General features: G+C 67.8%; 25 protein-coding genes. 13 read left to right on the top strand and 12 right to left on the bottom strand.

The features are described from left to right. Positions 1–3: 3 nt before the first annotated feature. Positions 4–639, top strand: coding sequence for a cutinase family protein (locus AC5Y3P_RS01945; protein WP_500044181.1), 636 nt, complete (start codon positions 4–6; stop codon positions 637–639). A 1-nt stretch (position 640) separates the two neighbouring features. Here the strand turns inward: AC5Y3P_RS01945 and AC5Y3P_RS01950 are convergent, their stop codons facing one another. From AC5Y3P_RS01950 to AC5Y3P_RS01965, 4 genes are all read right to left on the bottom strand, one after another. Then, positions 641–1,114 (bottom strand): hemerythrin domain-containing protein, encoded by a 474-nt coding sequence (locus AC5Y3P_RS01950; RefSeq protein WP_500044182.1) that lies wholly within the window; start codon positions 1,112–1,114, stop codon positions 641–643. Beyond that, positions 1,111–1,548, bottom strand: a complete 438-nt coding sequence (locus AC5Y3P_RS01955) for an OsmC family peroxiredoxin (protein ID WP_500044183.1) — start codon at positions 1,546–1,548, stop codon at positions 1,111–1,113. Before AC5Y3P_RS01955 ends, AC5Y3P_RS01950 begins: the two co-directional genes overlap by 4 nt. A gap of 132 nt (positions 1,549–1,680) precedes the next feature. After that, positions 1,681–2,160 (bottom strand): MarR family winged helix-turn-helix transcriptional regulator, encoded by a 480-nt coding sequence (locus tag AC5Y3P_RS01960; protein ID WP_500044184.1) that lies wholly within the window; start codon positions 2,158–2,160, stop codon positions 1,681–1,683. Between the two features lie 19 nt (positions 2,161–2,179). Then, positions 2,180–2,593, bottom strand: coding sequence for a PAS domain-containing protein (locus AC5Y3P_RS01965; RefSeq protein ID WP_500044185.1), 414 nt, complete (start codon positions 2,591–2,593; stop codon positions 2,180–2,182). Between the two features lie 91 nt (positions 2,594–2,684). Here AC5Y3P_RS01965 and AC5Y3P_RS01970 point away from each other — a divergent pair, with 91 nt between their 5' ends. Beyond that, positions 2,685–3,110, top strand: a complete 426-nt coding sequence (locus AC5Y3P_RS01970) for a Fur family transcriptional regulator (protein WP_500044186.1) — start codon at positions 2,685–2,687, stop codon at positions 3,108–3,110. 13 nt (positions 3,111–3,123) lie between these two features. Further along, complete coding sequence (locus tag AC5Y3P_RS01975) at positions 3,124–4,617, top strand: catalase (RefSeq protein ID WP_500044187.1); 1,494 nt, start codon at positions 3,124–3,126, stop codon at positions 4,615–4,617. A 79-nt stretch (positions 4,618–4,696) separates the two neighbouring features. On the opposite strand, the gene AC5Y3P_RS01980 is transcribed toward AC5Y3P_RS01975, so the two are convergent. Beyond that, entirely contained in the window at positions 4,697–5,395 is a 699-nt protein-coding gene (locus AC5Y3P_RS01980; protein ID WP_500044188.1) for a cutinase family protein, read from the bottom strand. A 100-nt stretch (positions 5,396–5,495) separates the two neighbouring features. Continuing rightward, entirely contained in the window at positions 5,496–6,221 is a 726-nt protein-coding gene (locus AC5Y3P_RS01985) for a hypothetical protein (RefSeq protein WP_500044189.1), read from the bottom strand. Between the two features lie 195 nt (positions 6,222–6,416). Between AC5Y3P_RS01985 and AC5Y3P_RS01990 the strand changes: the two genes are divergently transcribed. Continuing rightward, the gene (locus tag AC5Y3P_RS01990) at positions 6,417–7,742 is read left to right on the top strand and encodes a ClC family H(+)/Cl(-) exchange transporter (RefSeq protein ID WP_500044190.1); all 1,326 of its coding nucleotides are present in this window, start codon (positions 6,417–6,419) and stop codon (positions 7,740–7,742) included. Between the two features lie 5 nt (positions 7,743–7,747). Here AC5Y3P_RS01990 and AC5Y3P_RS01995 read toward each other — a convergent pair whose 3' ends face one another. Then, on the bottom strand, positions 7,748–8,575 hold the full coding sequence (locus AC5Y3P_RS01995; protein ID WP_500044277.1) for a class I SAM-dependent methyltransferase: 828 nt from the start codon (positions 8,573–8,575) through the stop codon (positions 7,748–7,750). A 1,787-nt stretch (positions 8,576–10,362) separates the two neighbouring features. Here AC5Y3P_RS01995 and AC5Y3P_RS02000 point away from each other — a divergent pair. After that, entirely contained in the window at positions 10,363–11,175 is an 813-nt protein-coding gene (locus tag AC5Y3P_RS02000; RefSeq protein WP_500044278.1) for a class I SAM-dependent methyltransferase, read from the top strand. Between the two features lie 61 nt (positions 11,176–11,236). Continuing rightward, on the top strand, positions 11,237–11,890 hold the full coding sequence (locus AC5Y3P_RS02005) for a sensor domain-containing protein (RefSeq protein WP_500044191.1): 654 nt from the start codon (positions 11,237–11,239) through the stop codon (positions 11,888–11,890). Positions 11,891–11,918: 28 nt separating this feature from the next. Here the strand turns inward: AC5Y3P_RS02005 and AC5Y3P_RS02010 are convergent, their stop codons facing one another. The 4 genes from AC5Y3P_RS02010 to AC5Y3P_RS02025 form a co-directional block, all read right to left on the bottom strand. Then, entirely contained in the window at positions 11,919–12,620 is a 702-nt protein-coding gene (locus AC5Y3P_RS02010) for a hypothetical protein (RefSeq protein WP_500044192.1), read from the bottom strand. A gap of 5 nt (positions 12,621–12,625) precedes the next feature. After that, positions 12,626–13,393 (bottom strand): amino acid ABC transporter ATP-binding protein, encoded by a 768-nt coding sequence (locus AC5Y3P_RS02015; protein ID WP_500044193.1) that lies wholly within the window; start codon positions 13,391–13,393, stop codon positions 12,626–12,628. Beyond that, the gene (locus tag AC5Y3P_RS02020; protein ID WP_500044194.1) at positions 13,390–14,868 is read right to left on the bottom strand and encodes an amino acid ABC transporter substrate-binding protein/permease; all 1,479 of its coding nucleotides are present in this window, start codon (positions 14,866–14,868) and stop codon (positions 13,390–13,392) included. The genes AC5Y3P_RS02015 and AC5Y3P_RS02020 overlap by 4 nt, the downstream gene beginning before the upstream one ends. A gap of 80 nt (positions 14,869–14,948) precedes the next feature. Then, positions 14,949–15,599 (bottom strand): DUF3060 domain-containing protein, encoded by a 651-nt coding sequence (locus AC5Y3P_RS02025; RefSeq protein ID WP_500044195.1) that lies wholly within the window; start codon positions 15,597–15,599, stop codon positions 14,949–14,951. Between the two features lie 560 nt (positions 15,600–16,159). On the opposite strand from AC5Y3P_RS02025, the gene AC5Y3P_RS02030 reads away from it, so the two are divergent. Further along, positions 16,160–17,326, top strand: a complete 1,167-nt coding sequence (locus tag AC5Y3P_RS02030; protein WP_500044196.1) for a YncE family protein — start codon at positions 16,160–16,162, stop codon at positions 17,324–17,326. Positions 17,327–17,397: 71 nt separating this feature from the next. On the opposite strand, the gene AC5Y3P_RS02035 is transcribed toward AC5Y3P_RS02030, so the two are convergent. Then, complete coding sequence (locus tag AC5Y3P_RS02035; RefSeq protein ID WP_500044197.1) at positions 17,398–17,718, bottom strand: hypothetical protein; 321 nt, start codon at positions 17,716–17,718, stop codon at positions 17,398–17,400. Between the two features lie 184 nt (positions 17,719–17,902). On the opposite strand from AC5Y3P_RS02035, the gene AC5Y3P_RS02040 reads away from it, so the two are divergent. From AC5Y3P_RS02040 to AC5Y3P_RS02065, 6 genes are read left to right on the top strand one after another with little or no spacing between them, the layout of a single operon-like run. Continuing rightward, positions 17,903–19,537 (top strand): fatty acid--CoA ligase, encoded by a 1,635-nt coding sequence (locus tag AC5Y3P_RS02040; RefSeq protein WP_500044198.1) that lies wholly within the window; start codon positions 17,903–17,905, stop codon positions 19,535–19,537. Beyond that, positions 19,534–20,592 (top strand): NAD(P)H-dependent amine dehydrogenase family protein, encoded by a 1,059-nt coding sequence (locus AC5Y3P_RS02045; RefSeq protein WP_500044199.1) that lies wholly within the window; start codon positions 19,534–19,536, stop codon positions 20,590–20,592. The genes AC5Y3P_RS02040 and AC5Y3P_RS02045 overlap by 4 nt, the downstream gene beginning before the upstream one ends. Positions 20,593–20,603: 11 nt before the next feature. After that, entirely contained in the window at positions 20,604–21,077 is a 474-nt protein-coding gene (locus AC5Y3P_RS02050) for an SRPBCC family protein (protein WP_500044200.1), read from the top strand. Continuing rightward, positions 21,077–21,949, top strand: coding sequence for a class II glutamine amidotransferase (locus tag AC5Y3P_RS02055; RefSeq protein ID WP_500044201.1), 873 nt, complete (start codon positions 21,077–21,079; stop codon positions 21,947–21,949). The genes AC5Y3P_RS02050 and AC5Y3P_RS02055 overlap by 1 nt, the downstream gene beginning before the upstream one ends. Continuing rightward, complete coding sequence (locus AC5Y3P_RS02060) at positions 21,946–22,638, top strand: dienelactone hydrolase family protein (RefSeq protein ID WP_500044202.1); 693 nt, start codon at positions 21,946–21,948, stop codon at positions 22,636–22,638. The genes AC5Y3P_RS02055 and AC5Y3P_RS02060 overlap by 4 nt, the downstream gene beginning before the upstream one ends. Then, positions 22,638–23,486, top strand: a complete 849-nt coding sequence (locus tag AC5Y3P_RS02065; RefSeq protein WP_500044203.1) for a patatin-like phospholipase family protein — start codon at positions 22,638–22,640, stop codon at positions 23,484–23,486. The genes AC5Y3P_RS02060 and AC5Y3P_RS02065 overlap by 1 nt, the downstream gene beginning before the upstream one ends. Positions 23,487–23,513: the final 27 nt, after the last annotated feature.

A 23,513-nucleotide genomic window follows, 5' to 3' on the forward strand; every position in this document is an offset into this window, starting at 1 on the left:
AAGATGACCGCACGCGCGACCCTGTTCGCCGGCTGCGCCGCCTGGGTGCTGGCCGGGACGGCACCCGTGATCATTGCTCCGGACTCGGCCGCCGAGCCCTGCCCCGACGTCGAGGTCGTGTTCGCTCGCGGCACCGGCGAGCCGCCGGGAGTCGGCGGAGTAGGCCAGGCGTTCGTCGACGCGCTGCGCGCACGCCTGGCCGACCGTTCGGTGCAGGCCTACCCGGTGAACTACCCGGCCAGCCACGACTTCGACCGCAGCACACCGGCCGGTGCCGACGACGCGCGGGTGCACATCCAGTCCACCGCCGCGGCCTGCCCGGACACCAAGCTGGTGCTCGGCGGCTTCTCGCAGGGCGCGGGCGTGATCGACCTGGCCACCTCGGGTCTGCTGGCTGACGTCGCCGATCACGTCGCCGCGGTTGCCGACTTCGGTGGCCCACGTACGTCGTTCGCCGACGCACTCTCCCCGGGCGCGTTACCGGTGATCGACCCTGCCTACGCCGGCAAGCTGATCGATCAGTGCGTACCCAACGATCCGATCTGCTTTCCAGGCGGCTTGGACATGAACGCGCACAACGCCTACATCCAGACCGGGCTGGTCGATCAGGCCGCCGACTTCGCCGCCGGCCGGCTCTGAGTCAGTCGACAGTCACCCCGCCGCAGGTCCAACCGGTGGGAAGTTCGGCCGTGCCCAACAAGCCGGTCAGCTCCGCGAGCTCCTCGGCGGGCAGGGTCGCCTCGGCCTCCGGGTACAGGATCCGCTCTTCCTTCATGTTGTGAGAGTTCAGTTTCTCCAACAGATTTCGGCACAGCTGGGCCGCGGTGCCGTAGTCGCGGGCCTCGACCAACTGCTCGACCTGATCCAGCAGCGGCCACATCAAACCGTGCTCATGCACCATCACCATCACGGGGCCGACCAGACCGGCCGCGCGCAACGGCGGGAACAGGTACTGCTCTTCCAGGTAGATGTGCCGGCGCAACACCGCGATGGCGTCCAGCAGCGCGGTGCGCTGCTGTTCGGTCACCGCCGCCGGATCCGCGCCGGCGAAGAGCAGAATTCCGTCGTCGATGACGCGGTGCTCGCGTTCCAGGGCAGCGCCCACGGTAGTCATCGAAGTTCGGCTTCCACGCTGATCTTGGCTCCGGCGAACAACCGCGACACCGGACACAGCGCCGCGGTCTCGTCGATGATCTTTTGGAACTTCTCCGGCTCCAGGCCGTTGACCTGCGCCTTGACCACGAGCTTCGACGTGGTGATGGTGGGTAGGCCGTCGACCTCGTCAAGGGTGACGGTGGCCTGCACGTCCAGACGCTCCGGCGTCAGCTGCTGCTCGCCGAGCTTGAGTGCCAGCGCCATCGAAAAGCACGACGAGTGCGCGGCGGCCGCCAACTCCTCCGGGCTGGTCTTGCCGCCGGGAGCCTCGGTGCGCGCGGCCCAGGTCACGTCCAGTCCGGTCAGCGCTCCGCTGCCGGAGCGCAACTGGCCGGTCCCCGAGGCCAGCGGGCCCTCCCAGACGGTGCTGGTGCTGCGTTCTGCGATGCTCATGGCCGCCCTCCTGTGTTTATACAAGTTTTCCTTGTAAAAACGCTACACCGAACGGTCGGGCCTGACCAGCCCGTGCCACAGAATCGCTGCGTCGGGCGCGAACTCTGCTGGCCGGTGGTCGATTTCGGCCGACTACAACGGCAGTCGGTGGTTCGGTGTGTCGGCCTGCTGCTGGAATTGCTCGTGCATCGCGGTGAGCACGGCCGCGCAGCCGGCGCGCGCGGCCGGGTCGACCCGGTCGAGCACCCGGCTCAGTTCCCGGCGCCGTCGGGCGGCGGCTCGGGTGACCAGCTTGCGTCCCGCCGTCGTCAGCTCCAAGGCCACAATGCGCCGGTTGGACGGGTCGGCCACGCGCACCAGATACCCGGCGGCGTGCAGCCGGTCAGCCAGTCGGGTGACCGACGATCCCGCCACGCCGAGCAGTTTGGCGCACTGGGTCGAGGTGGAGCGGCCATGCTCCTGAAGCACCGCCAGCAGCCGGAACTGGGCCAGGGAGACGTCGAGGTCCTCGAGGCTGCGCAAGGCGACGCCGACCAGGTCGCGGGTGGCCGTCTCGAAGGCCAGCAACTCCGCAGCCGGCGTCTTGGTCGGCGGGGACACTGCGGTGCTCATCTGGGAAGTGTCTCACCCGTCAGCGGTCAGCGAGTTGGCGTCGCAACTCACGGGTCTCCTGGAACCGGGCCGTGACATCGCGCAGGGTGGCCGCGATGCCCAGCAACTGGCCGGCACTGTCGGTGACCGGGTGGATCACGAACTCCACCGACAGTGTGGAACCGTCGGCGTGCGCCGCCGGGACCGCCAGCAGATCGCCGTCCCCGTAACGGCTCTGGCCGGTCTGCATGACCTGATGCCATCCGGCCCAGTGTCGAGCGCGTAACCGCTTCGGGATGATCAGATCCAGGGATTCGCCGATCGCCTGGTCGGCCGAGAATCCGAAAATTCTTTCCGCGCCGGCGTTCCAGAACGTGATCAAGCCGTTTCGGTCTGCGGCCATGATGGCGTCCGGGCCGGACAACAGTGCAGCGGCGATCATCGTCTCATCCATGACCGCCAGTATTGCAGAAAGCAACACTTGCATTCAGCAAGTTTGTGGGCCATGGTGGAACTTGACGCATTCCAATTGGAAGGCAGCGGGCATGACGCTCTGGCACGAAGAACTACGCCGAGTGGGGCTGCGGGTGACTCAGCCCCGACTCGCGGTGCTGGCCGAAGTGCAAGCGCATCCGCACGCTGACGTCGACGCCATCGCGGCCGGTGCCCGCAGGCGTCTCGGATCCCTGTCCACTCAAGCGGTGTACGACGTGCTGTACGCGCTCACCGACGTCGGCTTGTTGCGACGCATCGAACCGGCGCGCTCTGCGGCCCGCTTCGAACTCGATACCGGCGACAACCATCACCATCTGGTGTGCCGATCCTGTGGCGCCATCGCCGACGCGAAATGTGCCACCGGTAAGGCGCCCTGCCTGCACACCGAGGACGACGCCGGATTCCAGGTCGACGAAGCCGAAGTGACCTATTGGGGCGTCTGCCCTGCCTGTCAGCCCAGCACACAGCCCAAGTGAACGGAGATCTGTCATGTCTGCATCCGCATCCGGTTCCACCACCGGCACCGGCGCACCGGCGTTCAGCGATCGCAACTCACTGACCGTCGGCGCCAACGGCCCGATCGTCCTGCATGATGTGCACTTCCTGGAACAGATGGCGCACTTCAACCGCGAGCGGGTGCCCGAGCGCAGCCCGCACGCCAAGGGCTCCGGCGCCTTCGGCGTGCTGCAGGTCACCGAGGACGTCTCGCAGTACACCAAGGCCGCGCTGTTCCAGAAGGGCGCTGAAACCGATGTGCTGGTGCGGTTTTCCACCGTGGCCGGCGAACAGGGCAGCCCGGACACCTGGCGCGACGTACGCGGCTACTCGATGAAGTTCTACACCTCGGAGGGCAACTACGACCTGGTCGGCAACAACACCCCGATCTTCTTCTTGCGCGACCCGATCAAGTTCCCGCACTTCATCCGCAGCCAGAAGCGGCTGCCGGATTCGGGATTGCGCTCGGGGCAGATGCAGTGGGATTTCTGGACCCTCAACCCGGAATCCGCGCATCAGGTCACCTATCTGATGGGGCAGCGCGGCCTGCCCCGAACCTGGCGGCACATGAACGGCTACGGCTCACACACCTACATGTGGGTCAACGCCGGCGGGGAGAAGTTCTGGGTCAAGTACCACTTCCACACCGAGCAGGGCATGGAGTTCTTCTCCAACGCCGAGGCCGCCGCGATGGCCGGCGAGGACGCCGACTTCCACCGCCGCGACCTGTTCGACGCGATCGCCCGCGGTGAGCATCCCAGCTGGCGGGTCTCGGTCCAGGTGATGCCGTACGCCGAGGCCGCCGACTACCGGTTCAACCCGTTCGACCTGACCAAGACCTGGTCGCACGCCGACTACCCGCTGATCCGGGTCGGCACCTACACGTTGAACCGCAACCCGGAGAACTTCTTCGCGCAGATCGAACAGGCCGCGTTCTCGCCGGGTAACACCGTGCCCGGCATCGGACTGTCCCCGGACAAGATGCTGCTCGGTCGGGCGTTCGCCTACAACGACGCGCAGCGCAACCGGATCGGCACCAACTTCCACCAGCTGCCGGTCAACCAGCCGCGCGAAGGTGTGGAGGTGAACACCTATATGTTCGACGGCCAGATGACCTATCAGCACTCCGGTGCCGCGGCGGTGTATGCCCCCAACAGCACCGGCCGGCCGTTCTCGGACACCACCGGACCGGCCGAGGACGGTTGGGAAACCGACGGTGAATTGCTCCGGGCGGCATACACTTTGCGCTCCGAGGACGACGACTTCGGCCAGGCCGGCACGCTGGTGCGCGAGGTGTGGGACGACGCACAGCGCACCGAGGCCGTGGCGACCATCTCGGGGGCGCTCTCCGGCGGCGTCAGTGGCGACGTGCTGGAGCGGGCCTTCCAGTACTGGCGCAACGTCGACGCCGACCTGGGCGCGCGCATCGAGAAGGCCGTGCGCGAAGGCGGTGTGCCCGAACCGGTCGACGGCATGAGCGAGGCCTGAGCGCCGAGGCCCTGATGCTCGCCGGTCCGCCCGGTGCGTGCTCACCGGGCGGGCCGGCTCACGGCGTGCCCGGGCTGCGCTACAGCCGAGCGACGGCGTAACCCGCGGCTTCGTTCACCATCCCGTTGACCGGGTAGAGCACATGCGCGACGGTCGGTGCGGCGTCGGGCGCACCCGAGCAGATGGTGTCGCCCGCGTCGCACAACTCGAGGGTCTTGCCCGCGTAGCGCGGTCCGATGTCCACCGGGGGTGCGCCGTAGCGGCCGAGCAGTTGCGCAGACGGCTTTCCGAACAACACCACGGCCGCGACGTGATCGGCGACCTCGGCCGGCATCGGCGCAGGCACGAACGCCGCCGGGACACCTTCGGGTATCTCCGAGGCCGTGACGAACCCGGTCACCGCGGCTCCCTGCGAATAGCCGCCGAGGATCATCCGGGTGTCCGGGCAATTGGCGGCCATGGTCTGGACGTGGTCGGCTTCGTCACGGATACCGTCGACCACGGTGCGTGCGAACTCGATGCCGTCCCCGAAATTGCTGGCGGCGGCGTAGTTCACGCCGTACACGCCAACTGACTTTCCCGGTGTCTGGGCCCGGACGGCGTCGACGAACGCCTGTCCCACCCCGCCGACCCCGGGTGCCTCGGCGGTGCCGCGGGCGAACACCACCTCCACGTCCGGGCAGGGCGCCGCGACCGCCGGCGCCGGCAGGCCGACGATCACTCCGCACGCCGGGATGGCTGCGCCCGCGAGTAGACGGGCGGATCTACGAATGTCCATGGCGGTACTCCTTCGGGCCGAAACGCCGTCGAGGAGTACCCGCCGCGCACACCGCTTGAACCCGTATTCGGGTCGTGCCGCCCGGCGGCCCGCAATCGGCTCAGATCAGCGAGAACCCACCGCTGCGCTCGCTGCGCTCACCGGAGCGCAGCGCAGCCGGAGCCAAGAAGTCGGCCAGGGCATAGCTGGTGGCGGATTCGCCGCTGGACACTGCCGCGGGCGCACTCGAATCGGGTTGCGCGGCATCGGAGCCCAGATACAGCTCGGTGGCGGCCTTGGCCTGGAACATCGCGATGACAGCATCATTGTGTCGATCGGAGCCGAACTGCGTCAGGGCGGCCGTGAGCTTGCCGTCGACGTAGTCGAGGGTGTGCTCGACCTGCTGCAACTGCGCGGACTCTGCGCGGGCGTCCTGGCGTGCCGCCTGGCCGGCCCGCCATTCTGCAGCGCACCGCATGCCGAGCGCGCCCAGTGCGGCCGACAACACCGGCACGAACACCACCGCGCAGGTCACGCCCAGCGAGTTGTCGAGTGCCACCGACGCGATAACGCTCAGCGTGGCCAGAATCCCGAGCAGCCCGAGCAGCAGGGCCATCGGCGAGGCCGCGGCCACCCGTTCGCCGGCCAACCGCGCGAACGGCGTGAGCTTGGAGGTCACGGTCGCGGCCTGCCGTTTCGCCGCTGCCGTCCACGCCGGTTTGTCCTGCGCGGGAGCGGCCGACGCGTCGCTCACAGCCGCCAACGTCGGAGCCGGGGCTGGTGACACCGGATCGGTAGCGGACTGGGTGTCGTCGGGTGACTGCTGAACTTCGGCAGGAGCGGACATGGGGCCATTGTTACGCGTGTGACCCAAGATATTGGGGAGGCTGCCCGGCGCGTGCGCGGTGAACCCGCGCACTCGCGGCGCCCGGCGGCCGTCGTTCTGCCAAACTGGGGGCGTGTGCACGCTCCGGGTGCCGCGGTCGTCCATGATCCGGTATTGCGCCACGGCACCTGCGATGCCGGAAGGGTATGTCGAACGGTGACGAAACCCGGTTCGGTGCAGCAAGACCCGGCCGAGTCGGCGCGGGGCATGGTGTTCATCTGTGTGCTCGCCATGCTTGCCGGACTGGCGATCGGGGCCGTCGGGGGTGCGTTTCGGTGGTGTCTGGACCTCGCTGATGAGCTGCGGATAGATCTGGTGGACTGGGCGCATCGGGTGCCCGGACCGGGGTGGCTGGCGCCGATTGCCTTCGCGGCCCTGGGTGCGGTGTTGGCCGGGCTGATCGTGGGGTGGATGCCGGTGGCCGCGGGAAGTGGCATCCAGCACGTGGAAGCGGTGCACCGGGGCCAGGCCCGGCCGTCCGGCCTCGGTTTGGTGCCGGTGAAGTTCATCGGGGGAGTGCTGGCCATCGGCTCCGGCGGTGTGCTGGGCCGGGAAGGCCCGACCGTGCACATGGGTGCGGCCATCGGAGCCGCGACGGCCCAGCGGGCCCGCCTGTCCGACGCCGACACCCGATTCATGCAGACCGCACTCGGCGGTGCGGGCCTGGCGGTGGCGTTCAATGCGCCGATCGGCGGCACCCTGTTCGCGCTCGAAGAGGTCAACAAGGCTTTCCAGCTACGCATCGTGCTGCCCACCCTGGTGGCCACCGCGACCGCGGTCGGGTGCTCTCGGCTGATCAACGGGAACCGCCCCGACTTCATCGTCGAACCTGTTGCTGCCGAGCCGCTTTCGTTGCTGCCCATCTTCATCGTGTTCGGATTGCTGACTGGCCTGCTCGGTGTGCTCTACAACCGGCTGGTGCTGGGCATGTTGGACCGGGTGGCGGCACTGCGCCGGCTGCCACCGCTGCTGTGGGCTGGCGTGGTGGGCGCGCTGCTCGGCCTGGCGATGTTCATCGACCCGCACACCGTCGGCGGCGGTGACGATCTGACCCAATCACTGCTCACCGGCCAGCGGTTCGGGATCGCGGTGGTCGTCGGCTATCTGGCGGTGCGGTTCCTGGCCGGCCCGCTGTCCTATTCGACCGGGCTGCCGGGCGGCTTGTTCGCGCCGTTGCTCGCCGTCGGAGCACTGTGGGGCGTGGCGTCCGCCGCGGTCGTGGATGTCCTGCTGCCCGGTGAGCAGAGCGGGCTGGCGATCTCGATGGCGATCATCGGCATGGGCGCGTTCTTCGGTGCGGTGGTCCGGGCGCCACTGACCGGCGCCGTCATCGTGATCGAGATGACGGCGACCACCGCGGTCGCGATCCCGCTGCTCGGTGCCACCGCAGCGGCCGTGCTGGTCGCGGAACTGCTGAGGTCAGAGCCCATCTACGACAGTCTTCGCGAGCGCATGCGCCCGGACTCCGACGCTGAGCGCTGACAGACTCAGAACGCGTAGCGGTGGAACTGCGCCATGGTGCGCAGCCCGGGCACCCGATTCATTGCCGCGGCCAGCAGGCGGTATTGGCCGGACAGGTGGCTGAACGCCTCGGACTCGAATACCGGAACCCAGGCCAGCAGGCGGGTCCCCGGCACCGCAGACAGGATGTCGTCGGGCCCGTTGACGGCCCAGTGCAGCTTGGCCCCGGAGCGCCGCACGGGTGTGTTGGTCCATTGCGATTTGATGCCCAGGATGTTGAACGCGTCGAATTGCAGTTCACCAGAAGGGAACTCATCGACGATGCGGCGCAACATCGCCAGCCCCTCGGCCTTGGTCAGATACATGGTCAGGCCCTCGCCGAGCATCAGAGTGGGCCGGTCGTGGGTCACCTCGGTGAGCCAGCCGGGGTCGGTGACCGAGCTGCCGAGGACATGGCACCCGTCGGCGTCGGGCAGCAGGTCGCGGCGCAGGCGCGCAACCTCTGGGTAGTCGACGTCGTACCAGGCCACCTCGGGGCCCGGGGCCACCCGGAAGTAGCGGCTGTCGAGCCCGCAGCCGAGGTGCAGGACGGTCGCCCTCGGATGTGCGGCCAGGAATTGCCTGGCCCAGGTGTCGAAGTGCAGTGATCGAAGTGCGACGGCGGGGCTGTTCCGTACGGTGATCCCGGTTCTGGCCCAGTCGTAGTCGATTCGGTCGACGGTCTCTCGCGCCCATCGGTCGTGCAGCAGTGAATTCGGCCGGCCGGCGTCCAGGGCCCGCCCGTAGAGCGTGGCGAGCAGGGTCTCCGGAGCGCCGGTCAGATCGGTCCTGAGCTTCTGGTTACCACCCACCATCGCCAATCTAGTCCTCGCGGTGCGAGACAGCGCTGCTTGATAATGAAAACCGTTTTCATTATCGTCGTCGAAATGGCGAAGGACAGGCAGTCGGCGATCGGGGTCCGCGATGTGCCGGAGCACTTGCGCTGGGTAGGCGCGGTGTCGTCGGCCGCGGTGCTGGTGGGCGGTTATGTGGCCGAGAGTGTTCCGCGGTCGGCGGACGTCGCCTCGGCCGCGGCCGTCGCGACGACGCGCGAGCTCCCGGTGCGCAAAACCGCGGTGCAACTGATGAACCAGCACCGGCCCTTGGCGCCGTCGGACACCTCGGATGGCGGCCCGCGCGCTGATGCGGACAAGTCCACGCCGGACCGGGCCCGCAACGCCAAGGACGAATCCACGGCACGACGTTCGGTCGTGGGCGGGGCCCGTACCGGATCGAAGCCCCCGTCGGAGCCTGCCGCCGGCGAGGCCCGCACCGAACCTCGGGACTCGTTGCGTGGCCGGGCCACCGGACAGCGGACGGCCGGGGAGGCTCGCACCGAACCTCGGGACTCGTTGCGTGGCCGGGTCACCGGACAGCGGACGGCCGGGGAGGCTCGCACCGAACCTCGGGACGCGTCGCGCGGCCGGGTCATCGGACAGCGGACGACCGATACCAGTGCTGAACCGTTGTCCGACAAGGTTTCTGGTCGCGCGGTCAGTCGGTTGACGTTCACCGGCGCGAAGCGCCGGGCGGTGGTCACCGCCCCCGTCGACGATCACGAACACGACGACCACGATCACGACGGCCATGATCATGAACTCGGCGACGATCACGACCATGACCACGAGGGTGATGGTGGGGATCACGACGGCGATCACGACCATGACCACGAGGGTGATGGTGGGGATCACGACGGCGATCACGACCATGACCACGAGGGTGATGGTGGGGATCACGACGGCGATCACGATCACGATCACGAGGGTGATGGTGGGGATCACGACGGCGATCACGATCACGATCACGAGGGTGATGGTGAGGATCACGACGGCGATCACGACCATGACCACGAAGGTGACGGCGGGGATCACGACCACGACCATGACGGTGGCGACGGACATGACCACAGCCATGGCGGCGGCGGTGGTGGACATGACCACAGCCATGGCGGCGGCGGACACGACCACAGCCATGGAAACGCCGGCACGGTCGGGGCGCATGATCACGTGCACGGCGCCGGCGCGCACGACCACGCCCACGGCGCTGCCGGAACACTGGGCGGGGGCCACGACCACGAGCACGGCGCCGGTTTCCTCGTCGACGAGCACGGGCACAGCCATGACCACGAGGGCACCGGCGACGGGCATGACCACGACCACGCGCTGGGCTGGCATGACCATGACCACGGCACGCATGACCATGACCACGGCGCGCACGACCACGACCATGATCTGCACGACCACGACGGCCATGATCACGACGGTCATTCACACGACGGTCATTCACACGACCATGACCATGACCACAGCACCACTGGCACCGACGAAGAGCCTGGGCGCACCGGCGGTCCCGAAGAACAGCGCGCGGTCCGAGAAACCGCTTGGCACGCACCGCTGACGTCGAACGGGCTACTGGTGACGCTGGGGGCGCTGGGAGTGCTGCTGGCCGGCCTGGCCGCAGTGCCGATGGCTGCGGTGAGCTGGGCGCGCCGGCGTGGTCGGCGTTCGTAGCCGTGCGCCCCACACCCGATGGTTCGGACTCGAGGAGATACCTAGTGACAGAAGTGGGATCGGCGGTCCTGGACACCGGCGTGACGATCGACCTGGCGGTGCCCGGCAGCGAGCAGCCTGCCCGCGACACCGGTGAAAAGCAGGTGTTCTCTTCACTGTTCGGCTACCTCGAGGAGCTGCACGCAGATCGGCGGTGGGGCAGCGTGCTCGACGCCGGGACTGGCGTGAACTCGCTGCGCTGGATCCAGACCCTGCCCACCGAGCAGTGGACTGCGGTGACCGCGGCGCAGCGCATGGCCGACCAGATTCGTGCTGCGCTCGACGTGCGCGAGCGGCCCCGTGATCGGCTGCTGGTCGGCAACTGGATGAACGACAGTCTGCTCACCGGCGAAACCTTCGACGCGGTCCTAGTGGACTACCTGGTCGGCGCCATTGAAGGCTTCGCGCCGTACTGGCAGGAGCGCGTCTTCGAGCGCCTGCGCCCCCTGGTCGCCGAGCAGGGCCGGCTCTACGTCATCGGCCTGGAGCCCTACGTGCAGTTCGAACCGAACACCGAAAGCGGGCGGATCATCTGGGAAATCGGCCGGCTCCGCGACGCCTGCCTGCTGCTGGCCGGGGAACGCCCGTACCGCGAGTTTCCGATGGACTGGGTGTTGCGCCAATTGGGCCGAGCGGGTTTCCGCCTGGTCGAGGCCCGCAGCTTCCCGATCCGCTACCGGGAGCGCTTCATCCACGGCCAACTCGACATGTGCCTGGACCGCATCGAGCGGTTCCCCTCCGCACAGCTGGGCACCGAGATGCGCAGCTACGTAGAGGATCTTCGGCGCCGGGCGCTCGAGGCCAACCAGCGCTCCGACGGCCTGCGGCACGGCAGCGACTACGTCATCGCGGCCGAGCCGATGTGATCGGGCCGGGACGCTCAAAGAGGTGCGTCCGACTGCGCTCAACCGCCGTTAGGCTGCTGGCATGGCATGCCGGAAATGGGTCAGGGCTGTGCTGGCCATTCCCGGCATCGCGGCAATGCTGCTGTACGGCAGTCCAATTGCGGCGGCCAACTCCGGTGACGATCTCGAATCGCTGCTGCTCACGGTCGAGGAGGTGCGGGCGATCACCGGCATACCGGAGCTCGACGGGTCTCCGGTCGTCGACGAGCCAACCGCACCGCCGGATGAGTCGGCACCGCCGCCCGACCATCAGTCCGACATCGTGATCCCGGATCCGTGCCTGCCCGTGTTCGGCCCGGTGGATGCGGTCGGGGAAGGTGCGGAGTTCGCGAGCTCCGACTTCACCGCCATGGTCACCACCACCGGTCCCATCCCGGTTTCCTTTCTCTCCTCGATCACCCAGAGCGTCGGCGGGCACGCCGATGAGACCGCTGCCCGCATGGCGTTCGCGGCACTGTCGGTGAAGTTGGCGACCTGTTCGGCCCTGGGCGCCGAAAACTTCGACTTCAGCACCGAATGGCCGGATCCCGACACGATCACCTTGGTCGGGCCGGCGTTCGTGGCCATGTACCGAGTCCGCGGCTCTGTGCTGACCTACGTCCTCACGATGGCGCTGCCCGAGCCGCGCCAACACACCGCGGCGCTGCTCGACGCGATCACCGACCGGATCGAATGAGCCCGACCCCGCCGCTCGAGACCAGCCGTCATTCAACGCGCAAACCGGTGACCGCGAACACCTCGACCTCGGCGATATGACCGCCACTCGACGCGATCAGGGTGAGCACGCCCGGTTCGGCGTCGGCGATGCTCACCTGCCCCGACCACGGAGCCTGCTGCCCGCCGGCCGGTATGCAGCAGGCTTCGCCCACGACGTCGGCCGCCGTGGTCTGGCGCACCTGCAGCCGGATCGACTCGTCCACACCGGTGATGGTGCCGCCCGCCTCGATGCTGTCTGCGACAGTGCCGCCGTACGGCGGGGTGGTCAGCGTCAGCACGTCATCCTCGGTGCCGACGACCACCCAGGGAGCGTCTTCGGCGCTGCCGTAACGCGCCAGGTGCAGCGTCGCGACGGTCTTCGGCTCGCCATCGGGAAGCAGGTAACCGACCCCGGCCCAGGCCTCGTCGCCGTCGGTCGTGACCACGGTGGTGCGGTCAATCTCGTTGAAACCCAGGTATTCCCGGGTGAAGGTCAGCGCGGTCGAGCTGACGTCGGAACCGTTGTCGCCGGCGCGCTGCTGGGCCTCGGGGCTGGAACTGAACGGCCACAGCGGCAGGTAGTCGAAGGCCACTGGTGCTGCCGTCGTCTGAGGTGTGCCGTCGGTCTCGGCCGGCGGTGCCGAACCGCCGCAGCCGACCAGACCGATGCTCAAGAGCAGAACCGCGATGCCGGCTGCCACGCGTCGCATGCTGATCACAGTACCTTTGACAGGAACTCTTGCAGCCGAGGATGTTTCGGGTTTCCGAAGACCTCGGCCGGCACGTCATCCTCGACGATATGGCCGTCGGCCATGAAGATCACCCGGGACGCGACCTCACGGGCGAAACCCATCTCGTGGGTGACCACCACCATGGTCATGCCGTCCTCGGCGAGCTGGCGCAGCACCGCCAGCACATCGCCCACCATCTCCGGGTCCAGCGCGCTGGTGGCCTCGTCGAACAGCATGATCGACGGATTCATCGCCAGGGCCCGGGCGATCGCCACCCGCTGCTTCTGCCCGCCGGACAGGGTGGCCGGTTTGACGTGGGCCTTCTCGGCCAATCCGACCTGGCCGAGCAGCTCCAGGGCGCGTTTCTCGGCGTCGGCCTTGTTCATCTTCTTGGTCAGAAGCGGTGCCAGCGTGACGTTGTCGATCACGCTCATGTGCGGGAACAGGTTGAAGTGTTGGAACACCATGCCGATGTGCTGGCGCACCTTGTCCAGGTCCACCTTGGGGTCGGTCAGGTCGAACCCGTCGACCACCACGCGGCCCGCGGTGATGTCCTCCAGCTTGTTCAGGCAACGCAGGAAGGTGGACTTGCCCGAGCCCGACGGCCCGATCACGCAGACCACCTCGCCGTGCTTGACGGTGGTGCTGATGCCGTCGAGCACCACCAGATCGCCGAATGCCTTGTGTAGATCGGCGATCTCGATTTTGACGGCGCCGGCCCGGTCGGAGGCTGCGGTGCTGATGTCGGTCATTTCACGAGCCTCTTCTCCACCCGATCCGAGAACTTGGTGAGCGCCATGATCACCACGAAGTAGATGATGCCGATGATCAGCCACATGTTGAAGGACTGGAAGTTGCGGGCGATGATGATCCGGCCGGTCTGGGTCAGCTCGGCGATGCCGATCACCGACAGGATCGAGGTGTCCTTGAGGGTGATCACGAACTGGTTGATGTAGGACGGCACCATGGTCCGGATGGCCTGCGGCAGAATTACTTTGCGCATGGTGGGCAGATAGCCGATGCCCAGGCTGCGGGCCGCTTCCATCTGGCCCTTGTCCACCGATTGAATGCCGCCGCGCACGATCTCGGTCATGTATGCCCCGGCGTTCAACGACAGCGTGATGATGCCCGCCGTCACCGCGGTCATGGTGAAGCCGAGCGCGGCCGGGATGCCGAAGTAGATGAAGAAGGCCTGCACCAGAAGCGGTGTGCCGCGGAAGATGTCGACATAGGTGGTGCCGATCGCGCGCAGCCAGATCGACCGTGAAACTCGCATCAGACCGAAAACGATGCCGAGCACCAGGGCGACTGCGATCGAGACGACCGTCAGGATCATGGTCCATTTCAGGCCGGCCATCAGCAGCGGGAAGGTGCTCTTCAGCAGGCCGAAGAACGAGTTGTCGGCGGCGACCGCGTCCTCGCCGAGGTAGGTCTGCAGGATCTCGTCGTAGCGGCCAGATGCCTTGAGGTTTTCCAGCCCGGCGTTGAACTTGGCCAGCAGTTCGGCGTTGTGGCCCTTGTTGACCGCGAAGCCGTAGTCGGCGCCCTTCTCCTTCGGGGTCACGGTCTTGAAACCGCTGCCCTGCTGGATGCCGTAGTTGAGCACCGGGTAGTCCTCGAACGCGGCTGTCGAGTTTCCGGTGCGCACTTCGTCGAACATCGTCGAGGAATCGGCGAACGACACGATCGAGAATCCATACTGGTCTTTGATCGATTCGGCGAAGGCCGCACCTTCGGTGCCGTTCTTGACCGCGACGCGCTTTCCGCTCAGATCGGCATAGGACTTGATGTCGTCGTTGCTGGCCAACACCGCCATCTGGACGCCGGATTCGAAGTACGGCTCGGAGAAGTCGAAGCTCTGCTTGCGGGCATCGGTGATCGACATGCCGGCGATGACGCCGTCGACCTGGTTGGACTGCACGGCCTGCAGCGCGGCGTCGAAGCCGAGCGGCTTGATGTCGACGGTGAAGCCCTGGTCTTCGGCGATCGCCCGCAGCAGATCCATGTCGATGCCGACGTAGTTGCCGGTGTTGTCTTGGAACTCGAAGGGCGCGAACGTGATATCCGTGGCGACCACGTAATGCTCGCCTTCGGCGGCGGCCGGCTGCGGCGAGATCAGGGCCATGCCGAACAGACCGAGGAGCACTGCGCCGAAGGCCACGAGTGATCCCTGCACCCGCCGCGCGGCCTGCGGTCTGCCCGGGGATAGGGATCGTTCGGCTCGCATGCGGTCTCCCATCGCGCCTCGGTGGACGCCTCACGCTAACGCCAGAAGCGTCCGCGGCGTTGGAGGTTGGGCCGGGGCGCTCAGCCGGGTTCGACGACGTTGTCGAAGCCGGACGTGCTGATCTGCGGATCGCCGCCGAAGCTGACCCGGTTCTCGAAACCGGAAACCCCGATGGCGTTGGCGGATTCGACGGTGACCGTGTTGCGCATCCCGGAGACGGTGACCTGGTCGCACGGACCGGTCAATGCAACGGTGTTGTCCACGCCGCTGATGGTGACGTCGTTGCCGGTGCACGCCAAGCTGCGGTCGCTGCCCACACCGGCCAGGCTGATGGAGTCATCAGTGCCCGATACCACCTCCGGCGCCGAGATGACGACGTCGGGCAGCGCGGTGGATGGGATCACGGGTAGGTCGCCGGCGGACACCGGTGGCACCGGCGGCGCGGCCTCGGCGCTGGAGGGTTCCATCGACGCACGGTCGGCCGACTCCGGGGACCGGCCCGCGAACAGCGCAGCGACGACCGTGCCGACGAGCACGGCAACCACTGCGACCGCGACCGCCGGGCCCACCCAACCGGGGCGCTTGGGCGGGTCGGTTTCCTGCCACGGCGGGGGTTGCCGCGGCGCCGCGTGCGACGTCGTCGTCGAAGGTTCGGTGAGCTCCTGACGGCCGGCGGACAGGGAACGCTCCAAGTCGCGGATCCGCTGCTCGGGGTCGCCGCGCTGCTCCATCAGCCGATGGTGTCACGGCACCGCGGCGCCGTCGCGGGTTCGGCGGAACGCCGCGGGCGGACCGGCGCCGCGTTGGTGATCGACGTCACCAACACCGTTTCGTGCATCACCTTGCGATTCCAGCGAATTCTTGCTTGTGCGTCACGAGTTGTCCCGGTGCAGTCGCGGGCCCTGCGGTGCTGCGCGATTCGTCGCGGCCGGCTCAGCGGCTGGACACTCGGGAAAACGCATTGTGATTTAGCACTCATTTGGCCGGTATTCCGCTGAAGAAAACTTATTAAGGGAATTCGAAGAATCTTCGGGTACTGCTTAGCTGAGTGAAACGTCTGCAGAGGTAGACACGTTTGCATCTGATTGCCGCCAGCAAACAACACGATTGCATAACGGCTTTACCTGTGCGTCGCTTAAGCGAAACCTGCGGGCCCTTCAAGATCACCGCGAAAGTTCGAATTTCGTTGTCGGAATCGTCGCTAGACTCGACGTGGGCCCGCGCCGGAGTGGCGCGTCACGGCGCCGGCTGCTACGCCGCGTCGGACTTGGGCAGGGAGGTAGTGACGAGCATGGCAAACAACGAGACGGATGTGGACGCAGTGACCAAGGTGATGGGTGGGGTTGCACTCGCCGAGCGCGAAACGTCCCCGTTGCGGCCCGACTGGCTGTCCGCCGTCCGCGACGCCCGGGATCTGCCGGCTCGCATCGTGCGCGGTCAACTGCAGCGTCTGCCGGCGACCACTACGGTGGTCAACCCGGCCGCCGCGGTCGAGTTCGCCGCGCTGCGCCACATCGTGATCGGCCGCGGCCCGATCGCCGACATGGCGGTTGACGCCACCGACGGCCGGCTGTACCTGGCCAACCACGCTGACCACAGCGTCTCGGTGGTCGACCCCAAGTCGCTGGCCGTCGTCGAGACGGTGTCCGACATCGAGGAGCCGTTCGCCATCACCGCGACCGCTGGGCGCGCGTTCGTCAGCACCGTCACGGTGTCCTACGACGCGGTCACCGTCGTCGAGCCGGCCGTTGCGTCCTCGGCGATCCTCCCGGTCGCGCGCACCGTGCGCGACATCGCCGTCGACCGTGACGGCAGCCGGGTCTACCTGGCCCGGATCGGCCGCGACGGCGTCGACGTCGGCGTGCTGACCACCGCCGATGGCCGGGTGCAGCCGATCTCGCTGGGCACCTCGCCCGACGCCTCGGCTGAGGCCATCGCCGTCAGCCCGGTCGGCGCGCGGGCCTACGTCGCGGTCGCCGAGGGCGACGGCGGCGCGCTGGTCGCCATCGACCTCGAAGAGCAGCGCAAGGTCGGCAGCTTGCCGATGACGAGCGCCCCGCGCGACGTCGTACTCAGCGCCGACGGCCGCACCCTCTACGTGGTGTCCTTCGACCCCGCCCGCGGCAGCGTGCTCGACGTCGTCGACGCCACCACCCTGCAGGTGGTCAGCAGCGTCGTACTGTCCGGCATCGTGATCAGCCTGGCGCTGGGCTCGTCGGGTCGGCTCTACGCCGTCGGCGACACCGTTGCGGTGGTCAGCACCACCACCTTGGATGTGGTCGACACCATCACATCGGTCACCGATCCGGCGGTCGTGGCCGAATGCGCCGACGGCACCCGGTTGTACATTGCCGACTACCACGGCGCTATCACCGTGCTGAGCATCGGCGCGGTCGAGCCGGCCGTGGTTGCGCTGCCCGAGCAGGCCCTGGACGCGCCGGTGCCCGCGCTCACCTGATCTGATCGCTTTACCGAGACCGCATTCCGAGCAGTTCCTGCCGGATGCGGTCTCGGTGTTCTCGGGACCGATCAGCGAGTGCAGTCCAACGAGACCGACACCGACTTGGCGTAGGTGCTCTGCACCAGGACGTTGCCGTCGCCACTGTCCTGACCCAGCAGCGGGCCGACCACCGGGACCCACTGGGAGAACTGCTGGCGGTTGCGCACCCCGGTGACCACGCACTCCGAGATCGGGGCGGTCCCCATCTTGTCGATCGTGACCGTGTAGCCCTGCGCAGTCAGCTCGTCGATGGTCTCCTGCGCCGACTTCTCATCTGCGCTCGCCAGCCCGGCCGGTGCCGTGAGTACGCCGAATGCCGCGACGGCGACGGCCAGGATTGCGGTGCGCATGGTTCCTCCTCGGATGAGACCCCTCGATCCTCCCATCTGAACCGGCCCGGCGCGAGGTCCCGCCCCGCCCGGCGTCAGGTGGCCACGCGGTCGGGGCCGTCCCGGGGACCAAAACCGACTTCCGGAAAGCGCGCGGCGCTAGCGTAGGCGTACCACCCGTGAGCACCTGGAGGTTCGTTCGCCGATGCAGAGCACCATGCAAGAGTTCCCACTCACCGTCGCGGCGATCTTGCGCTACGCGAGCACCGTGCACGGCGACCGGACGGTGACCACGGCCACCGGCGACGGCGACGTCCGCACGGCCACCTACCGCGAGGTCGGGCAACGCGCTGCCCAATTGGCCAATGCGCTGCGGCGGTTGGGCATCGGCGGCGACGAACGGGTCGCCACCTTCATGTGGAACAACCAGGAACATCTGGAGGCCTACGTAGCGGTGCCGTCGATGGGCGCGGTGCTGCACACGCTGAACATCCGGTTGTTCCCGGAGCAGATCGAGTTCGTCGCCTACGAGGCCAACGACCAGGTGGTGATCGTCGACGCCTCGCTGATCGGAGTGTTCGCGCCGATCCTGCGCACGCTGGAGACCGTGCACACCGTGCTGGTGGTCGGGGACGGCGACCTGGCGCCGTTGGCCGCATCCGGAAAGCAGGTGCTGCGGCACGCCGACGTGCTGGCTGCCGAGTCGGATCAGTTCGACTGGCCCGACATCTATGAAAACAGCGCCGCTGCAATGTGTTACACCAGCGGTACCACGGGTCATCCCAAGGGAGTGGTGTACAGCCACCGGTCCAACTACCTGCATTCGATGGCGCTGTGCGGTGGCAACGGCATGGCGCTGGGATTCGAGGACAAGGCCCTGCCGATCGTCCCGATGTTCCACGCGAACGCCTGGGGGCTGCCGTATGCGGCACTGATGGCCGGCGCGGATCTGGTGCTGCCGGATCGGTTCATGGATGCCGCGTCGCTGGTGAAGCTGATCGAAACGCAACGGCCGACGGTGGCCGGTGCGGTACCGACCATCTGGAACGACGTGCTGCACTACCTGGAAGCCAACCCCGGCCACGACATCTCGTCGCTGCGGTTGGTGGGGTGCGGTGGATCCGCGGTGCCGGTGTCGCTGATGCGGGCGTTCGAGGACTCGTTCGGGGTGCAGATCCGTCAACTGTGGGGGATGACCGAAACCTCGCCGATCGCCACCCTGGCCTGGCCGCCACCCGGCGTCAGCGAGGAGCGGTTCTGGCAGATCCGCGGGACCCAGGGCCGGCCGATGTGCGGCGTGGAGGCCCGCATCGTCGACGACGCCGGCGCCCCACTGCCGAACGACGGCGTCGCGGTCGGGGAACTCGAGGTACGCGGGCCGTGGATCACCGGTTCCTACTACCGGAATGCCGACGCCTCCAAGTTCGAATCCGGCTGGCTGCGCACCGGCGACGTCGGACACATCGACGAGCAGGGCTACGTGACGCTGACCGACCGGGCCAAGGACGTGATCAAGTCCGGCGGCGAATGGATCTCCTCGGTGGAGTTGGAGAACCACCTGATCGGGCATCCCGCGGTGCTGGAGGCCGCGGTCGTCGGGGTGCCCGACGAGCGCTGGCAGGAACGCCCGCTGGCCACCGTGCTGGTCGAGGAAGGCGTCACCGTCAGCGCCGACGAACTGCGAGAATACCTGTCCGACAAGGTGGCTCGCTGGTGGCTGCCCGAGCGCTGGGCGTTCGTCGACGAGATCCCACGCACCAGCGTCGGCAAGTATGACAAGAAGGAGATCCGCAGCCGGCACGCCGACGGCGCCTACGACGTCATCACACTGGGTTCATGATCTACAAAGTCGTGCAGTGGGCAACCGGCGGGGTGGGCACCGCGGCGATCAGAGGCATCCTCGAACACCCCGACCTGGAACTGGTCGGCTGCTGGGTGCACTCGGAAGCCAAGTGCGGCAAGGATGTTGGTGAACTCATCGGCACCTCGCCGCTGAGCGTGACCGCCACCAACAGCATCGACGACATCCTGGCGCTCGACGCCGACGCGGTGATCTACGCGCCGCTGCTGCCCAACCCCGACGAAGTTGCCGCGCTGCTGCGCTCCGGCAAGAACGTCATCACCCCGGTCGGCTGGTTGTATCCGAGCGAACGGATCGCCGCACCGATGCGCGAGGCGGCGCTGGCCGGTCGGGCGACGCTGCACGGCACCGGAATAGCGCCGGGCGGCTTCAGCGAGAAGTTCCCGCTGCTGCTCTCGTCGCTGTCCACCGGGGTCCGGTTCGTGCGCGCCGAGGAATTCTCGGACCTGCGCACCTACCACGCGCCCGATGTGGTGCGGCATGTGATGGGCTTCGGCGACACCCCGGACCGCGCGCTCAGCGGGCCCATGCAGAAGTTGCTGGACGGCGGCTTCATCCAGGCCGTGCAGATGGTGGTCGACACCGTCGGATTCCCGGCCGACCCCAAGATCCGCGCGCAGCAGGAGATCGCGGTGGCCACCGCGCCGATCGACTCGCCGATCGGCGTGATCGAACCCGGACAGGTGGCCGCCCGCAGGTTCGTCTGGGAAGCACTGGTGGACGGCCAACCAGCGGTGCAGGTGGCAGTCAACTGGCTGATGGGTGAGGAAAACCTGGACCCGCCATGGTCTTTCGGGGCCGAGGGGCAACGCTACGAGATGGCGGTGGCCGGCAACCCGGACTTCACCGTGGTGGTCAAGGGTTTTCAGGGTGAACTCGGCGACGAGGTCGAGACCGGCGTGGTGGGGACCGCGGCGCACTGCGTGAACTCGGTGCCTGCCGTGTGCGCGGCCGCACCTGGCATCGCCACCTACCTCGACCTGCCGTTGGTGACCGGCAAGGCGGCCCGGCGCGGATCCACCAGTTCCGGTTAGCATCGGAGATCATGACCCGTCCCCGCCGGATGCAGGCCGCGCGAGCCATCCCCGTCCCCGTCGATGCAGCATTCGACACTACCTTGCCGATGTCGCTGACCATCCTGTTCAGCCGCTGGTACGGGCCGCTGGGCCCGGTGCGGGCGATCCGCGACCAGGATGGGCCGTGGGGGACGGTCGGGCAGACCCGCACCGTGGTGCAGGCCGGCGGGACCACGCTGCGTGAGGAACTGACCCGGGTCGACCGGCCGCATGTCTTCGGCTACACGCTGGACCAGATCACCGGCCCGTTGGCACCGTTGGTGGACCACATCGACGGGGAGTGGGAGTTCGCGGCGGCCGGCACCGGCACCGAGGTGACCTGGCGCTGGGCGGTGTATCCGAAATTCGCGGCGGCGGCAGTGGCCCTGCCGGCGTTCGAACGGCTGTGGCGCGGTTTCGCGCGGCAGAGCCTGGAGCAACTGTCCACCGAGTTGCTGCGCTGATGTGCCGACTCTTCGGACTGCACGCCGGCCGCGCAGCGGTGCCCGCCACCTTCTGGCTGCTCGACGCGCCCGACAACTTGGCTGCTCAGAGCCGCCGCAACCCGGACGGCACCGGGCTGGGTGTGTTCGATCCGGGCGGACACCCGGTCCTGCGCAAGCAGCCGATCGCGGCCTACCAGGACACCGAATTTGCTACTGAAGCACAGGAACTGACCGGCACCACGTTCATCGCGCACGTGCGCTACGCCACCACCGGCGGCCTGGACGTGGCCAACACACACCCCTTTCTGCAAGATGGCCGGCTGCTGGCGCACAACGGCGTGGTCACCGGCCTCGACGTCCTCGACGCTCGGATCGCCGAGTTGGGGACCACCGATCTGGTTGTCGGCCAATCGGATTCCGAACGGGTCTTCGCCTTGATCAGCGGCTACATCCGGGCCTGCGGCGGCGACGTCGAGCGGGGCCTGCGGGCGGCGCTGAGCTGGCTGGCCGGCAACGTCGAGATGTACGCACTCAACCTGCTGCTGTGCACGGCTACCGAGTTCTGGGCGCTGCGCTATCCCGACGTGCACGAGCTCTATCTGCTGGACCGTCGCAACCCCGGTCGGCACGCGCGTTTCGAACTGTCCAGCAACCGAATTCACGCCAAGTCGAATGATCTGGTCGGTGCGCCGTCGGTGGTATTCGCCAGTGAGCGCATGGACGACGACCCGGACTGGTCGGCCCTGCAGCCCGGCGAACTGGTGCACGTCGACGCCGACCTGAACATCGCCCGCAACATCGTGTTGCCCGATCCGCCGCGGTATCGCTTGCAGCTGGCCGACCTCACCGGATCCGCCGCCCAGGCACAACGCCAACTAGGAGACCAATGACTGACCGAATCGAGTTCCCCACGCCCACCGGCCCGTTGGCCGGCGAGATCGCGGTGCCGACCGGCGCCGGACCCTGGCCCGCCGTGGTGGTGGTGCACGACGCGCTCGGCCTCAGCGATGACATTCGTCGCCACACCGAACGATTCGCGGCGCACGGCTATCTGGCGTTGGCACCGCAACTGTATGCCCGCGGCGGGGTGCGCTGCGTGGTGTCCACTCTGATGGCGCTGCAGCGCGGGCGCGGGCAAGCCGTCGACGACATCCTGGCTGCCCGCGACTACGTGCGCGATCGGCCGGACTGCACCGGCAAGGTCGGTATCGCCGGTTTCTGTATGGGCGGCGGCTTCGCGCTGATCCTGGCGCCCAACGGCTTCGATGCATCGGCGCCGTTCTACCCGTCCACCACCGCCGATTACGACGAGGTGTTGTCCGGAAGTTGCCCGGTGGTGGCCAGTTACGGCCGACGCGATGTGCTCAACATCGGCCGGGGCCCCAAGTTGCAACAAACCCTGCAGCGCCTGGAGGTCCCGCACGACGTGCACACCTATCCGGAAGTCGGGCATTCGTTCGCCAACGAGCTGCCCGGACAGGCCATGCTGCGCGTGGTCGGTTTCGGCCATGACGCCGCGGTCACCGAGGATGCCTACCGTCGGGTGTTCGCGTTCTTCGGCGAACACCTGGATAAGTAATGCGCGCACTGGTGCTGGCCGGCGGTGGAATTGCCGGAATCGCCTGGGAGACCGGGGTCTTGGCAGGTATCGCCGACGCCAACCCGGCGGTGGCCGAAGCGTTGCTGGGCGCCGATGTGCTACTGGGCACCTCGGCCGGCTCGGCGGTGTCGGCGCAGCTGGGCAGTGGCTTGTCGGTCGAGGAGCTCTACGCGCGGCAGGTCGGCGAGGAGTCCCACGAGATCGATCCCGGTGTGCAGATCGACGGCATCGCCGAGTTGTTCTTGTCGGCGCTGACCACGCCCGGCGCCACCAAACCGCAAATGCTGCAACGCATCGGCGAGGTCGCGGCGGCCACCGAAACCGTGCCCGAACCGGTGCGCCGGGCGGTGATCGAACACCGGTTGCCCAGCCACGACTGGCCGCAGCGGGTGCTGCGGGTGACGGCCAGCGACATCAGCACCGGTGAATTGGTGGTGTTCGACGCTTCCTCGGGTGTCGATCTGGTCGACGCGGTCGCCGCCAGTTGCGCGGTGCCCGGCGTGTGGCCGCCGGTGACCATCGGGGACCGCCGCTACATCGACGGCGGCGTCGCGAGTTCGGTCAACATGTCCGCGGTCGGCGACTGTGCCGCCGCGGTGGTGTTGGTGCCCTCGGGCGAGGATGCGCCCTCGCCGTGGCCGGTGACTGCGGCCGCGGAGATCGCCGGGTTCCCGGGCGCCACCGTGGCGGTGTTCGCCGATCCTGAATCCATCGCCGCGTTCGGCCGCAACCCGCTGGATCCGAATGTCCGGATTCCGTCGGCGCAGGCCGGTCGGGCACAGGGGCGCCGCGAGGCCGATCGGCTGGCCGCAGTCCTGGGCCTTTGAGCCGTCGTCCGTTCCCGTCGCGGCGCA

Source organism: Mycobacterium sp. NGS45 (assembly GCF_059812645.1).